General features: G+C 45.3%; 11 protein-coding genes and 1 pseudogene. 1 reads left to right on the plus strand and 11 read right to left on the minus strand.

Annotation, left to right across the window (positions count from 1 at the left end; translation table 11 throughout):
* Positions 1-123: 123 nt before the first annotated feature.
* The 11 genes and pseudogenes from CK1_RS16265 to CK1_RS16315 form a co-directional block, all read right to left on the minus strand.
* Positions 124-2493: a glycoside hydrolase family 31 protein gene (locus CK1_RS16265; protein WP_015527229.1), complete on the minus strand. Its 2370-nt coding sequence runs from the start codon at positions 2491-2493 to the stop codon at positions 124-126.
* A 171-nt stretch (positions 2494-2664) separates the two neighbouring features.
* Positions 2665-3534 carry an AraC family transcriptional regulator gene (locus tag CK1_RS16270; RefSeq protein ID WP_092068404.1) on the minus strand — a complete coding sequence of 290 codons (870 nt, stop codon included), beginning with the start codon at positions 3532-3534 and terminating at the stop codon, positions 2665-2667.
* A 104-nt stretch (positions 3535-3638) separates the two neighbouring features.
* Positions 3639-3932, minus strand: coding sequence for a hypothetical protein (locus CK1_RS16275; protein WP_015527230.1), 294 nt, complete (start codon positions 3930-3932; stop codon positions 3639-3641).
* A gap of 124 nt (positions 3933-4056) precedes the next feature.
* Positions 4057-5208 (minus strand): aminotransferase class V-fold PLP-dependent enzyme, encoded by a 1152-nt coding sequence (locus CK1_RS16280; RefSeq protein WP_015527231.1) that lies wholly within the window; start codon positions 5206-5208, stop codon positions 4057-4059.
* Between the two features lie 4 nt (positions 5209-5212).
* The gene (locus CK1_RS16285; RefSeq protein WP_092068733.1) at positions 5213-6580 is read right to left on the minus strand and encodes a hypothetical protein; all 1368 of its coding nucleotides are present in this window, start codon (positions 6578-6580) and stop codon (positions 5213-5215) included.
* Positions 6581-6975: 395 nt separating this feature from the next.
* Entirely contained in the window at positions 6976-8808 is a 1833-nt protein-coding gene (locus tag CK1_RS16290) for an ABC transporter ATP-binding protein (protein WP_015527233.1), read from the minus strand.
* Positions 8805-10967 (minus strand): ABC transporter ATP-binding protein, encoded by a 2163-nt coding sequence (locus tag CK1_RS16295; protein WP_092068410.1) that lies wholly within the window; start codon positions 10965-10967, stop codon positions 8805-8807. Before CK1_RS16295 ends, CK1_RS16290 begins: the two co-directional genes overlap by 4 nt.
* A complete protein-coding gene (locus CK1_RS16300; protein WP_306289005.1) occupies positions 10960-11478 on the minus strand; it encodes a MarR family winged helix-turn-helix transcriptional regulator in 519 nt (172 codons plus the stop codon). Before CK1_RS16300 ends, CK1_RS16295 begins: the two co-directional genes overlap by 8 nt.
* Positions 11479-11779: 301 nt before the next feature.
* Entirely contained in the window at positions 11780-11953 is a 174-nt protein-coding gene (locus tag CK1_RS16305; RefSeq protein ID WP_044961487.1) for a DUF4250 domain-containing protein, read from the minus strand.
* Positions 11954-12240: 287 nt separating this feature from the next.
* Positions 12241-14823: an ATP-dependent chaperone ClpB gene (gene clpB, locus CK1_RS16310; RefSeq protein ID WP_015527234.1), complete on the minus strand. Its 2583-nt coding sequence runs from the start codon at positions 14821-14823 to the stop codon at positions 12241-12243.
* A 462-nt stretch (positions 14824-15285) separates the two neighbouring features.
* Positions 15286-15492: pseudogene (locus tag CK1_RS16315) on the minus strand (ABC transporter ATP-binding protein); the annotation flags it as partial.
* A gap of 15 nt (positions 15493-15507) precedes the next feature.
* Between CK1_RS16315 and CK1_RS16320 the strand changes: the two are divergent.
* Positions 15508-16170: a hypothetical protein gene (locus CK1_RS16320; protein WP_353611190.1), complete on the plus strand. Its 663-nt coding sequence runs from the start codon at positions 15508-15510 to the stop codon at positions 16168-16170.

A 16170-nucleotide genomic window follows, 5' to 3' on the forward strand; every position in this document is an offset into this window, starting at 1 on the left:
AGGCATAAAAATGCCTTATTACAGAATTATACCCGAAAGCCGTCACGATGTATAGAGTAAAAAAAGGCTGCCCAAAGAGATGCCAGGCACCTTTTCAGACAGTCTTTCCTTATTATCGCTTATTTATTTTACAACTTCAGTCACATAGGAAACTTCTTCCATTCCCGGATAACTTCCCTGACGCCCGCCAACAGTCAGAGTTCCTGTTTTATCATCCCAGGTAAGCTCTGTTGTTGCATAAGCACCGTTTTCAAAATTGTAGTTATTTCCCTCATCCTCATAAATAGTGAACTTGCAGTCTTCACCTGGATATACCATAAGTTTCACCGACTCCTCAGGTTTCTGGGAAGCATATACAAGTCCCTCTGCAACAGGAAGGATACCTCCTGCTTTTACAAAGATCGGCATCCGGTCGATCGGAGCATCTACGGTTACGTACTGGCCGCCTTCATACTCCTTGTTTGTCCAGTAATCGTACCATTTCGTACCTGCCGGGAGATAGCATTTCCATGTTTTCTCTCTATGGAGCTCAGTACTCTCCGGTCCGTAATACATCGGCTCTGTAACAGCACAGATCAGAAGGGACGGTCCGAACATAAACTCATTCTCAACCTTGCGTGCTTCTTTATCCTCCGGGAAGTCAAAGAGAAGGCTTCTCATAATCGTATAATCGTTAAAATGTACAGCACCTGCCAGGGAATAAATATACGGCATCAGATGATAACGGAGCTTGATAAACTTCTCGATGGCATCATAGAACATGGTTCCTTTTTCACCGAAGTTCCAGATTTCTCTTGGTGTATCAGTTCCATGGGAACGGAACATCGGAAGGAAGGTTCCCATCTCCAGCCATCTTGTATACAGCTCACAGTATCCTTTATCCTTCACACCTTCATTATATTTGCCCTGCCAGAACCATTTCGGCTCCGGATCTGTGTTGCAGCCGCATCCACGGTTCTGCCACTTATCAGCAACTGTAAAGAAAGCGCCGATATCCAGTGTCCAGTATGGATATCCGCTGAGTCCCATATTCAGGCCTTCCACGATCTGTGTCTTAAGATTATCCCAGGATGCACAGGTGTCGCCTGACCACAGCATTGCAGAATATTTCTGGCCGGAAGCATAGCCGGAACGTGTCAGGTTAAGAACTCGTTTCTCTTCTGTAGTTTTTCTCTGATTCTCATAAATTCCCTTTGCATGCATCAGTGCAAAAGCATTGGCAACAGCAGGATCCAGATATTTCTTGTGCTCACCGCCGACAAGCTCATATCTTTCCCATGGCTCTCTCTTTGCTGCACCACTCCAGTCAGGACCGGAAAACGGTTCTGTGGAATCGCACCACCAGGAATCAAAGCCCTGGTCAAAAAGTCCTTCCTGTGCCTGTTTCCAGTACATCTCTCTCGCTTCTTCATTAAAAGCATCATAAGTCGCATAATCATAAAGAAGATGACCAGTCTTAAAAAACTCTGTATGGTTCTTGCCGCCTGCATTCATATTCGGCCATACGGAAACCATGGTATGGGCATTCAGTTTGTGGATTTCCTCCGCACATTCTTTCATATCTCCGTAACGCTTCTGATCCAGGATCTTCTCGCCCCAGTTTCCAGGATCCCAGGTATTCCAGTCCTGTACCACACAGTCAAGCGGAACCCCGATCTTACGGTAGTGGCGAACAATCTCAAGAAGCTCTTTTGCCGTGTAATACTGCTCTTTGGACTGTACATAGCCATAAGCCCATTTCGGCAGCATCTGCGCCTTGCCTGTAAGATAACGGTAATCATGGATGATCTCATCCATAGTATGACCGCCCATAAAATAATAATCGATCTGATCTACAGTATCCAGAAACAGATAGGAATCTTTCAGATCATCATTAAAAGTCATAAGTGAACAGCAGTCAACAAGAATTCCATATCCTTCTGTGGAAACCAAAACCGGCATCGGGATACGCATGTTATGCTGATATAAGTACTGGCAGTGACCTCTGTAATTGTAAATACCTTCCTCTGCCTGGCCAAGCCCATGGATTTCCTCATCCTCTTTCCATGTGAAGAACAGTTTTCCACGATATGCTGTTCTTACTTTCTCAGCTTTCAGATTCTGGATAAAATTCCTCTCACCGTCAACTGTCTTTACACGGTTGATGATCGGCTCCTCATCGCCTGTATTATAGTGGATCACATCTGTTTCAGTCAGTTCCGGTTTCTTCTGGGAAAGCCACTTGCTTCCGTCTGCATGCTTCCAGATGATATCACCGGATGCAGTGTTGATCTCTGCACAAACTTTCACAGTTTTCACAATGATACTTCCTGCATTTTCCTCTGCTGAAAAATCAACCTCAGGATATTCTTTTTTCTCAATGATCAGGGAGTCCTGTGCCTCTTTGATCTCTTTTCCGGAAACGATCATGCGGATGATCTCCTCTGTCACCGGAACCACCCGGTATGTCAGCTTTCCTGCTTCAAACTGTACATAGCTATCTGTTTTAACCATAATTTCCCTTCTCCTTATCTGTCCGGTAAATCAGACATTAATATTCCGTTTCTGATATCGGAGCCTTTCTAATAAAAAGCTCCGATATCAGGACAAAATTTCTTACTTTTATCCTAACATCGAAGCCTGATTTCCGTCTATGACTTATCCGCTCATGAATTTTAACTATTTTTACTGTTTCTTCTGCTTCTCATCTTTCGGCGGTTTCCCCACGTGTTTTTTGTAAAGTCTGTAAAAATTGGAAATATTATTAAATCCGCATTCCATGGCGATTTCCGTAACATTTTTATCTGTTTCCCGAAGAAGCTCACGCGCATGGTTGATCCTCATCCTTGTGACATAATCGCTGAAACTGATATTTGTCACCTTACGGAAATAAGAAGAAAAATAGTTGGAACTCATATATACGGAAGAAGCAACTTCTTCCAGAGTGATCTTCTCACAGTAATGATCATCTATGTAATTAAAAGCCTGCTCAAGACGCTTCATTGCATTTTTCTTCTCACGGAGCATTTCCCCTGACTTGCTCTCATCCTGATAAGCCCGGATCAGCATGGTAAGGATGCGAAGTACATTCGCCTTGATCATCAGCGGATAGCCTTCTTTTTTCTGCTGCCATTCGTGATAGATCTCCCAGATACTGGAACGGATCTCTCCGCTTACCTCTTCTTCCCTGCCGATACGGTTCTTAAAATTACTTCCTCTCTCAACAAAAGGCTTCAGATATTCCGTATCAAAAATACTCAGCTTTTCGGCCACGAATTCCGGTGAAAAGATCATCACAAGAAGCTTCATGTCTCCACCGATCAGCTTCCATCCATGAGGCTCCACATTATTGAAGATGATGATGTCATCTTCTTCCATTGTATATTCCTGCCCGTTTACAAAATAATTTCCCTTGCCCCCCAACACACAGGTGATCTCGAAATAGCTGTGCCAGTGATAACTTCCAGGCCGACTGTTCTCCGGTGTCAGTTCCACCTCTGAAATCTGAAAAGGAAATTCTTTGTCAAGGGGTATGTTGTCTCTCTCTAATCGCAAATTCTGCCTCCTGTAAACGCAGACACTGTCATCGCATCAGCTGTTTCCGGCAGGACCGGCAGCCTTTCCAGTGTCTTCTTACGCTCACAATATTATAGCAGATATTATTTTTCCATGCAATCTGTGATAGTTCGTTCTAACTCTTCCAGCTGATCTTCGTGCTTCCCATGGACAGCAATGCGGAAATAATCATTACCCTGAATTCCTTTTATCATATAGTAATCGCTGTCAATCTTAAAAAACGGCTGTTTCAGAATATCAAGATATGTGAATCCACCCAATGGTCTCAGCTTCAGAATGAATTCCCGCTCTACCGGTTCATCCAGAAGATAATCCCAGGCAAACCAGCCGGATTCTGCACATTTTTCCCTGGAAGGCTGTTTTCCTATTATTTTCATAATCGTGTATTCCCCTTTCCTTTACAGGCAGATTTCCCGTGGATCTGCTGTCTGCCCTATATGACTGATTCCTGTGATCGTTCTTCGTAATACATCCGTATAAATTTGCTCTGTAACTTGCCTGCTAAATATTCCGTGCCACAGATGCTGCTATTTCCTTCGCAGCTCCTAAAAATTCCTTTATATCCTTCTCCTCCGTAAACCACGAAACACTTACTCTCACAGTTCCGCCCTCTTCTGTTCCCATTGCCTTATGGATCAATGGCGAACAGTGAAGCCCTGAACGGACAATGATCCCATATCCGCTTTCCAGAATATACGCGGCATCCGAAGCTTTCAGTCCCTGAAAATTCAGGCTCATCACAGGTCCTCTGCATACGTCATGGTTTCCGTAGCTCCTTACACCCTCTATCTGTTCCAGACCACAATAAAGCATTTCCATCAGACGAGCTTCTTTTTCCATAATTGCCGCAAGTCCTGTCTGCTCAATAAACTCCGCCCCAGCCAGAAGTCCTGTGATTCCCGGCATGTTCTGAGTTCCTACCTCATACTCATAATCTTTGTTCTCGTAGGTAAGCTGTGCGCTGTTTCTTCCGGTTCCCCCATATTTCAGAGGCTTCAGCTCAATTCCGCTCCTGACATAAAATCCGCCGGTTCCCTGAATTCCCATCAGACTTTTGTGGCCTGTAAAAATAAGCGCATCTGCTTCCCATTTATCTGCATCAACAGGGATACAGCCAGCACTCTGCGACACATCCACGATCAGGATCAGTCCATGTCTCTTTACAAATTCCCGGATCATCTCCATATCCTGCACACAGCCTGTCACGTTGGAACAGTGGTTCACGATCAGCACACGGCTGTCCGGTCGTACTGCTGTTTCCAGGGCTCCTTCCGTCACTGTCCCGTTTATCGTACACTTCACTACCAGCACCGGATGTTCTCTCAGCTGTTCCAGATTATATACCGGACGTAGCACACTGTTATGCTCTGTCTGCGTTACCAGGATGCTACTGCCTTTTTCACCGTAGTCCAGCCCCCCAAGGACTGTATTCATGCTTTCTGTTGCCCCTGATGTAAAAAATATTCTCTCTGTTTCCCTGATTCCAAGGAGCTGTCCCAGTTTTTCCCGGCAAAGTACTTCCACATCTTTTTTCATGATCGAGCTGCCGCCCCGGAACTGCGAAGCAGGCGTGCCGCTAAGGCACGCCTGCACAGCTTCCAAAACAGCAGGGGGCTTCGGCCAGGAAGTTGCCCCGTTGTTCAGATATATCATCCAATCATCCTTCCAGAATATTGAAGTTCATAATTTTTGCAATCTTCTTGATCATCTTTGTGTAATCACCGAAGATCAGCACCTGATGATGTCCGAATCCTGCAAGATTGTGCATGAATTCTCTTGCATCGTCCATCTGGATGTAGTAGAACGGACTGCAGTATGTATCTGCATATTCAGAACGGATAACCTTGCCTTTCTTGATGCACATGGTATCGCCTGCCGGATTGAAACGTCCAAGTGTGATATAATCATCATCGTTCTCTGTGAAGTCAACCTGCAGTTTTCCACCGAATCCCTGGCCTGTGAATGCCCAGAGTTTGTATGCCAGCGGTTTTGTTCCATAACCGTTCATCTGAAGAGCCGGTACTGCATGGTGGATGCGGAGAAGCTCGTCTGTCTCGTGGTTCGGGTTACCCATGAATGCCGGACGTTTTCCGGCATACTGCATGATCAGCATGGCCATCAGTGCATTAAGATCTTCCTCACATCCGCTTGGAATTCCCTCGTCTTTCATGATGGAATGGCACATACATGGTGTGAATTTACGGTTTTGCGGGATTTCTGTTGTACAGAGCTCATGACATGCGGTTGAGAAAGCGTTGCAGTCATAAATATCCATCATCTTTTTGGCAGCCAGATAATATTTCACGTCATTGATAAACCAGTCTGTGTTTACCTGTGTATCAGTAGATCCAGCAATGATCTTATCTGCAATCGGCTTTGCTTCCTCATCTGTGATCTCATCCATATATTTGAAAATGGATGTAAATGGAAGCTTCACCACTTCAACTCCGTAACGCTGACGAAGGATCTCCGGATCGCGGATCAGACTCTGAATTCCGAATGTAGGCTGAGATCCTGCTGTCAGTACAAGCGCCCTTGTATTGCGAACTGCTTTTCTTACCCAGAGAATATGCATGATCTCATTCACATCCTGAAGATCCATACATACATATGCCTCTACTCCGATGGAACGGCAGTATGCTGCAAAATCAATTCCTTCGTTTCCGTTCTGCCAGATAACGACCGGCTTTCCGAAACGCTCAAGCTTAGGAATTCTCCATCCCATGCAGAGGAAGCAATCGATCTCATCAACATCCTCTCCGATTTTTGCAAAAAGGTCTTTATCTACAACAAAAGACTCATTATAGCGGACATCCACAGGCTCCGTGAATTCTACCTCATCAATAACCCCTTGTAATCCCTTAACTGAATTTTTGAATGCCTCATCAGCTGCTTTTGTCTCAGCTTCAACAGTCATATCCTCTTTATGTCCGGCACGACATGGTCCCTCCCAGAAATGTGTATGTGTCAGACATCCAACCAACGGTTTTACTACAAGTTTCATATCCATTGCTTTCTGTTTCATAATAAAAATACCTCTCTTCTCTTTAACATTCCGCATTTTCCAGTTTGTAGTTTTTCCACACACTCGATATATCCTATTATACTGTATGAATCATGGAATTCCTCTTTATTCTTCCGAACAGACTGTACTTTCTTACGATTTTGTGCTATTTTCATATAATTTATATTATTATTCCCATCATTTTTATATGAATTATACAATATTTATTCACCACATTAACCTGAAAAAATCCGCAAAAAAAGCACCGGAAACGTGGCCGATCCGTTTTTCGGATGGAAGTACATTTCCGGTGCTGTAATCCTGCCCAATACTCAGGTTATCTTATGCCTGTGCCTCTTTCAGCAAAGCAGACATTCGGAATCCGCTTCGCTACTTCCTCATGAACAAAAACAGGATTATGCCTGTTTTTGTTCAAACTGACTGTTATACAGATCCGCATAGAAGCCCTTCCGTGCCAGCAGCTCTTCATGATCTCCCTGCTCAATGATATCTCCGTCCTTCATCACCAGGATCAGATCTGCATCCTTAATGGTAGAAAGTCTGTGGGCGATAACAAAGCTGGTTCTGCCCTTCATCAGGTTATCCATAGCCTTCTGGATCTGCATTTCTGTTCTTGTATCAACGGAAGATGTGGCCTCATCCAGAATCAGGATCTTATTGTCTGCCAGGATCGCTCTTGCAATGGTAAGCAACTGCTTCTGCCCCTGAGAAACATTACTGGTCTCCTCATCCAGGACCATCTGATAGCCGCCGGGCTGCTGCATGATAAAGTTGTGGATATGGGCCGCTTTTGCTGCTGCGATCACCTCTTCATCCGTTGCGTCCAGTCTTCCGTAGCGGATATTTTCCATAATGGTTCCGGAAAACAGCCAAGTGTCCTGCAACACCATTCCGAACATCTCACGGAGATTGCTGCGGTTGAAGTTCCGGATATCATGTCCGTCAACCTTGATGCTTCCGCCATTTACATCATAAAAACGCATCAGCAGCTTTACGATCGTCGTTTTTCCTGCACCTGTAGGTCCTACAATGGCGATCTTCTGACCGTCATGCACATCTGCGGAAAAATCATTTACAATGATCTTATCCGGATTATAACCGAATTTCACATGCTCAAACTGTACATTTCCTTCCAGTCCCTCAATGGAATCCGGGTTCTCCGGCTGAAGTTCTTCCTCCGGCTCCTCAAGAAATTCAAATACCCGCTCAGAAGCTGCCGCCGAGGACTGCAGAAGGTTTGTAACCTGGGCGATCTGCTGGATCGGCTGTGTAAAGTTACGGATATACTGGAAGAAGGACTGGATATCTCCAACCTCGATAGTTCCTTTGATGGCAAAAATCCCTCCGAGAAGTGCCACCATCACATATCCCAGATTTCCCACAAACTGCATGATCGGCATCATCATTCCGGAAAAGAACTGTGACTTCCATGCAGACTCATAAAGCTTCTGGTTGTCATGCTCAAATTCCTTCAGCGCATCCTGCTCTTTGTTGAATACTCTTACCACATCATGGCCGCCGAAATTTTCCTCAACCTGACCATTTACTTTTCCCAGATACTCCTGCTGTGCCTGGAAATATTTCTGGGAGTGTTTCATTACTTTATTAATGATAAGCATGGAAACCGGCAGGATCAGCACTGCTGCCAGTGTCATCCACACGTTGATGGAAAGCATCATGATAAATACACCGATCAGTGTTGTTACGGATGTGATCAGCTGTGTCATGCTCTGGTTGATGCTCATCTGCAGGGTATCCACATCATTTGTCACCCTGGAAAGGATCTCACCGTTTGTTCTGCTCTCGAAATAATTCATTGGCAGACGGTTGATCTTCTTTGAAATATCCTTTCGGAGATTGTATGTAACATCATTGGAGATCCCCGTCATGACAAATCCCTGGATCAGGGAAAAGCATGCACTTGCCACATACAGTCCCAAAGTCCACAGAAGGATCATTCCGATCTTACCGAAATCAATACCGCCTGTACCGTTTACCTTAGCAACCAGACCATTGAACAGCTCTGTGGTAGCTTTTCCAAGTATCTTCGGGCCTGCAATATTAAACGCTGTACCTGCCACTGCAAAGATAAACATCAGGATAAAACGAAATTTATATCTGCCCATATAGCCAAAGAGCTTTTTCATGGAGTCTTTGAAGTCCTTGGCCTTCTCTGTTGGCTGCATTCCGTGTCCGCCCATCGGACCTCTTCTTCTCTGCTGACTCATGCCAATTCCTCCTCTGATAACTGACTCATGGCAATCTGGCGATATACCTCGCAGGACTTCATCAGCTCCTTATGGCTTCCGATCCCTGCCATATGTCCATCGTCCAGTACAAGGATCTTATCTGCATTTAAGATCGTACTGATACGCTGTGCCACGATAATGGTTGTTGCTTCTTTTGTATGTTCTTTCAGCGCTTTTCGAAGTGTGCTGTCTGTTTTGAAATCCAGTGCGGAAAAGCTGTCATCAAAGATAAAGATCTCCGGATCTTTTGCGATAGCTCTGGCAATGGAAAGCCTCTGCTTCTGTCCACCGGAAACATTGCTTCCTCCCTGTGCGATCGGAGTCTTATATCGCTCCGGCTTGGTGTCGATAAACTCCGTAGCCTGTGCAACCTCTGCTGCTTTTTTCACTGCATCTTCCGAAATCTCTGTCTTTCCGTAACGGATATTGGAATCAATGGTTCCTGAGAAAAGTACACCCTTCTGCGGAACATAACCGATCCTGTCACGGACATCCTTCTGTGTCATTTTCCGGACATCCACGCCATCCACTTTCACAGATCCTTCTGTTGCATCATAGAAACGCGGGATCAGATTGATCAGTGTACTCTTACCGCTTCCTGTACTTCCGATGATCGCTACTGTCTCACCTTTTTCTGCCTTGAAGGAAATGTCTGTGATAACATTCTCTCCTGCCTCCGGATATGCGAAGCTTACATGATCAAATTCTACAGTCCCCTTCACATCCTGGGAAGGCTGTACCGGATCCTCCGGATCCTGGACACTGACTTCTGTCTCAAGCACCTCGTTGATACGGCGTGCAGATACATTTGCTCTCGGCAGCATGATAGACATTGCTGTGATCATCAAAAATGACATGATGATCTGCATTGCATACTGGATAAACGCCATAACATCACCAACCTGCATGCTTCCGCTGTCTACTGCATAAGAACCGCTGTAGATGGTCAGTACGGAAACTGCGTTCATGATCAGCATCATCACCGGCATCATAAATGTCATACAACGGTTTACAAAGAGGTTTGTCTTCGTCAGAGTGATATTTGCATCCTCAAAACGCTCCTCCTCGTGTTTCTCCCGGCTGAATGCACGGATAACCGGAATACCGGTAAGGATTTCTCTTGTTACCAGGTTCAGCTTATCTACCATGGTCTGCAGGGCTGTAAATTTCGGCATTGCGATCCTGAACAGCATTGCCATAAATGCCATGATCAGTACAATGGCCACCCCAAGGATCCATGTCATGGAGGAATCTCTCTGAAGCACGCGGATCACACCACCGATTCCAAGGATCGGCGCGTAAAGCACGATACGGAACATCATAGCCATTACCTGCTGGATCTGCTGGATATCGTTCGTGCATCGTGTGATCAGGGATGCTGTTGAAAACTTATGGTACTCTCTGCTGGAAAAACCTATGACTTTGTTATAAACCAGCCCACGGAGATCATGTCCCATAGATGCAGCAACTCTGGATGAAAGAAATACCACACATACTGCAGCCATCATGGTGACCAGTGCCATCAGCACCATGCGGATACCTGTTGCTTTCATGTAATCCATCTGTATGGCATCCACATCTTCACCCATAGCTTCATATTCTACACGAACATAGGAAACACCTGCCTGTGTGATGATGGATTCCTGCATCTTGTCGATCTTTTCTCCGACCTGGTCCTTCATAGCAGCCAAAGCCTCTGCCGGCATCTGAGAAAGAGCCGCCAGTGGATCCGTCCCTTCCGGGATTCCCATTTTTGCAAGAGCTGCCTTTGATTCCTCACTGTCGGACGTCAGAGTAGAAACGATCACCATCGGTTTGCCGAAGATATCGTTGAGTTCTTCTCTGTCTTCTTTGGAGATTTTATCCTTTAATACCAGATCATCTCCCTCTTCCTCATAAAATCCATCCACAGTTTTCGCATCATCCTCTTCCATAAACAGCTTCAGACTGTCCATAGACGTCTTTCTGATCTTCTCAGGAACACTGTCTTCAATACCGTTCTGCTGAATTCCCACATTAATGATATTTGATGTGTAATTCGGCAGAGACAGATCGCAGTATGCCTGAAGAAAAAGAAGCGCAATGATGAGTACGATGTAACCTGCAGATCGTTTCAGATATTTCATCAGTTTAATCACGTTTCTGTTCCTTCCTTTCTGTCATTTCATCCGGATGAAGCTTTTCTATGGCTTCCTCCGGCTGGATCTTTTCGATATTTACAAGGATCTGCTCCAGAAATCTCCGAAGCAGGCACTGTTCCGCCTCACTGAAGCCTTCCATCATCACAGCCTCATTTTTATGGATCCGTTCCAGTGCTTTTGCCTTGATTTCCTTTCCCTTTTCTGTCATGTAGATCCTGGTCACACGCTGGTCCTTTTCATTCGGTTTCTTATAAAGAAAGCCTGCTTTCTCCAGTCTCTGTATCGATACATTTACCGTAGGCGGCTTGATATGCAGGATCTTTGCAATTTCCCGCTGACTCAGGCCATCCCTTCCGGACACAAGCCCCAGAACCGGTATCTGTCCCGGATAAATCCCAAGCTCCTGCATCTGACCAAAGCATTTCGTCATAAAATAACGGTCTACCTTCATAAACAGAGATAAAAAGCTGCTCTGCCTTTCTTTCTCATCTTCCTCCTTACAAAACACGCTGTCACTCCTCTCTCATCCGATCAGACACCTGCTCTTTGTTAATGATATACGAAGCAGTGATCTTCTTTTTTAATTAGTCGGCTAACTATATATAATATACATCTGCACAAAAAATGCAACTGGTTTTTGTGAATTTTACACTTTTTTAAGATTTACAGCTTCTTTAATTTCCACCTGAAATCTATTAATTAATTTGTCAAGCTAATTTATTTTCTGCTGTTTTTCCTATTTTTTCGCAAAAAAAATACCCGCTTCGTTTTTTATTCGAAACGGGTACTTCTTTCTGTTCCTGATTTTCTTATACAAACTGATTCACAGCCGGATCATAAGCATAATCGATCATGTCAAGCTTATCCTCCAGTTCTTTCCGGTTAAGTCCTCTGTCCTCACAGAAGGCATCCAGGGATCTGTAAAAATCCCGCAGCTGTGTATTTACGTAACTTAAAAGCATTACCGGGTCCTTTGGTATCATAATCTGTTTCCATCCTTTTATCTGATATTTATCCAATATCCCAGATGCTGCTGGATAGCTGTCTGATCTGAAATATCAGATTTACTATCTTACCAATTCTATTTTTTGTCAAGAGCCAGTAAAAAAATTTTTCAGGATTTTTTATTTCTTCAGTATCTGATAAAAATATTCCATTCCTTGTCCCCAAAAAAGAACTGCCTGGTTCCGATTTTCATCCTGAAATGGATTTCTATCAGAACCGACAGTTCTTTTCCTTGTCAATCTATCATAACTTTATGGAGTTATTTTTACTTCGTGCTGACGGTAAACGCTCCGTCCTTCACATCCAGCACAATGGTATCTCCGGCATGTACATCACCGGAAAGGATCTTCTTGGCTGTCAGTGTCTCCACATAATTCTGGAGATAACGCTTCAGAGGACGTGCGCCGTAAACCGGATCATAACCGTTATCCACTACCATCTGTTTGGCAGCATCTGTAAGCTCCAGAGAAAGCTCCTGGTCAGCCAGACGGTCGCTGAGCTCTTTGACCATAAGATCTACGATCTTACCTACATTATCCTTGGTCAGCGGCTTGAACATGATGATCTCATCCAGACGGTTCAGAAATTCCGGACGGAAATGACCACGAAGATCATTCATAACCTGTTCCTGTGCCTCCGGTTTGATATCTCCCTTCTCGTCGATACCGTCAAGAAGGTACGGAGAACCAATGTTGGAAGTCATGATCAGGATCGTATTCTTAAAATCAACCGTACGTCCCTGTGAATCCGTGATACGTCCATCGTCCAGTACCTGCAGAAGTACATTGAATACATCCGGGTGAGCCTTCTCGATCTCATCAAAAAGAACAACACTGTACGGTTTTCTTCGAACGGCCTCTGTCAGCTGTCCGCCTTCCTCATATCCGACATATCCTGGAGGCGCTCCGATCAGACGGGACACGGAATATTTCTCCATGTACTCACTCATATCGATACGGACCATATTCTGCTCATCGTCAAACAGTGTGGCAGCCAGAGTCTTGGCAAGCTCTGTTTTACCAACACCGGTTGGTCCGAGGAACAGGAATGAACCGATTGGCTTTGTGGGATCCTTGATTCCGGCTTTGGAACGAAGGATCGCATCTGTTACAAGACGAACACCCTCATCCTGTCCTACTACACGTTTGTGCAGCTCATCCTCAAGGCCCAGCAGCTTGGTTCTCTCACCTTCTGTCAGCTTGGTTACCGGAATACCGGTCCATCTGGAAATGATACGAGCAATCTCATCATCTGTGACAGCCTCATGTACCAGGCTTCTGTCACTCTCCTTAACCTGCTTTTCCTCAACTTCCAGCTGCTGCTGAAGCTTCGGCAGCTCGCCATACTGCAGCTCTGCTGCTTTCTCCAGATCGTAATTCTGTTTTGCTTTCTGGATCTGTTTATTGATATCCTCGATCTGCTCACGTAATTTCTGAAGCTTCTCTACGGAATGCTTCTCATTATCCCACTGAGCTTTCTGGGTATTAAAAGTATCTCTCAGCTCTGCAAGTTCTTTCTGCAGATCAGCCAGACGCTCTTTACTTAAGTTGTCAGTTTCTTTTTTCAGGGCAGACTCTTCAATCTCCAGCTGCATGATCTTACGTCTCTGCTCATCCAGCTCTGTCGGCATGGAATCCAGCTCCGTCTTGATCAGCGCACAGGCTTCATCAACAAGGTCGATTGCCTTATCCGGGAGAAAACGGTCTGTAATGTATCTGTGTGAAAGTGTGGCAGCTGCAACCAATGCACTGTCTGTGATCTTAACACCGTGGAATACCTCATATCTTTCCTTCAGACCACGGAGAATGGAAATGGTATCTTCCACTGTCGGCTCATTTACCATAACCGGCTGGAAACGACGGGCAAGTGCAGCATCCTTCTCAATATACTGGCGGTACTCATCCAGAGTTGTTGCACCGATACAGTGCAGCTCACCTCTGGCAAGCATAGGCTTCAGCATGTTTCCTGCGTCCATGGCGCCGTCTGTCTTACCTGCACCCACGATCAGATGAAGCTCATCGATAAACAGAATGATCTGTCCTTCGCTCTTTTTCACTTCCTCAAGTACCGCTTTCAGACGTTCCTCAAACTCGCCACGATACTTGGCACCTGCAACCAGCGCACCCATATCCAGGGCAAAAATCTTCTTATTCTTAAGACCTTCCGGTACATCTCCTGCCACAATACGCTGTGCCAGTCCCTCGATGGCTGCTGTTTTACCAACGCCAGGCTCACCGATGAGAACCGGGTTGTTCTTGGTCTTACGGGAAAGGATACGGATAATATTCCGGATCTCCATATCACGGCCGATCACCGGATCAAGCTTCTGATTCTTCGCCTTCTCCACAAGATCCTCACCGTATTTATTCAGGGTATCATAGGTTGCCTCCGGGTTGTCACTGACAACTCTCTGGTTTCCCCTGACTGTAGATAATGCCTGAAGAAAACGCTCTCTGGTGATTCCGAATTCATTGAATAGCTTCTTCATGCTCGGGCTTGGATTCTTCAGCATGGAAAGAAACAGATGCTCAACCGATACATACTCATCTCCCATAGCCTTCGCTTCGTCCTCTGCACTGACCAGTGCCTTGTTCAGATACTGACCAAATCGAAGCTCTCCACCGGAAACCTTAACTCTGGCATCCAGTGCCCTCTTAACTGTGTCAATAAAATATTCCTTCTGGATTTCCATCTTCTCGATCAGCTTGAGGATCAGGCTATCCTCCTGTGTCAGCAAGGCATACAGAAGGTGTTCCTCTTCGATCTCCTGATTGCCATATTCATAAGCAATCTTTTCAAGATCCTGGACAGCCTGTACGGATTTCTGTGTAAATTTACTGATATTCATAGGCTTTCCTCCTATTCTATGAAAAGCATTTCCAATATTCGCATACCGGAAATGCTGTGCTTTTTTCTTGTTCTAGGAGAACTATAACACTATTTGTTAGCACTGTCAAGAGGTGAGTGCTAATTTTTGTGTTATTTTTTGCAACCGTAAAATGAAAAACTAATTTCCGCCTTTAGCCCTTTATGCTCTTTTATTGGAAGGTGTTTCTTTACGAGCTCAAGTTTCAACTCCTTACTATACTGTTTCCTAGACATAAAAATATGCTCCTCATATGATAGATTTTTGGATATTTCCATTGTCTACCATATGGGGAGCATATCAATCCAACGGTTTTCAGTGCTTTTTTCATATTACTTTATTGAATATCCCTCATTCTGCCTATATAAGTGAAACTTAGCGAAACTTAAATTAAATCTCTTTCAGACAATTCAATTTGGATATTCACCAACTGTGGATTATTTCTCAGTGCACCAGTTTCCAACTTACCGCCTGCTGCCTTGCATCCACAAATCTCTTATAAATACCTTCCTGTTTCATTAATTGCTCATGTGTTCCCTGCTGTGCAATTCTTCCTTTTTCAACAACCGCAATCTGGTCTGCATGTCTGACTGTTTTTAATCTGTGGGCAATCATAATAATCGTTTTTTCCTTTGTAAGTGCATCTACTGCATCCATGCGGTGGAGTTGACCGGCACACAGGGCGGCACCATCCGGGGTAATCTCTATGAGCTGGACTATCAGCAGCATTTCCGGCACGTCGTTGAAGCCTCCCAGCCGGTGAGCGTGAACCGGCTCTTTTATGAGCATGGAACCCGTGACATCCCGGATGGCCAGTATTTTGACGGAAGCCCTGACCGGGTGTTGGGAAATTTCCTGCGGTATGAGGCCCAGCCCCATGACCCGGCTGTGCTGCAGGAGGCTTTACGGCAGGAGCAGCACAGCCGGGGGCGGGCCGTCCCCGGCGACTTCAAAGCCCACGTTACGGCTTTGCATGACAGCTGGATTGAAACCGAGGCCCGGCGCATCGTGGATAAGCTGAAAGATCTGTCCGCGCCCAACAGCCCCAACAAGACACATTTTATGGTGGAGATCTCACCGCACTTTGACGCACTGGCTTCCACCAAGGACAATGACCGGCTCTTTGCCATGCTGCCCTATAAGTCCCTGTGCTTTACCAGCATAAAAGACCGACACGGGGTATATGCCATGATTAACAAAGATGAGCGCCGTGATGTGAGTATTCGCAAGCCCCGGCCATCTATCCGCAAGCAGCTTGCCGACAGCAAACAGGCCACCAGCCCGAAAAAGGCGGCGGCCAGAACCAAGAAAAATGAATTGGAGGTATGA

The sequence above is a fragment of the Ruminococcus sp. SR1/5 genome (genome assembly GCF_000209835.1).
Lineage (GTDB): Bacteria > Bacillota > Clostridia > Lachnospirales > Lachnospiraceae > Blautia_A > Blautia_A fusiformis.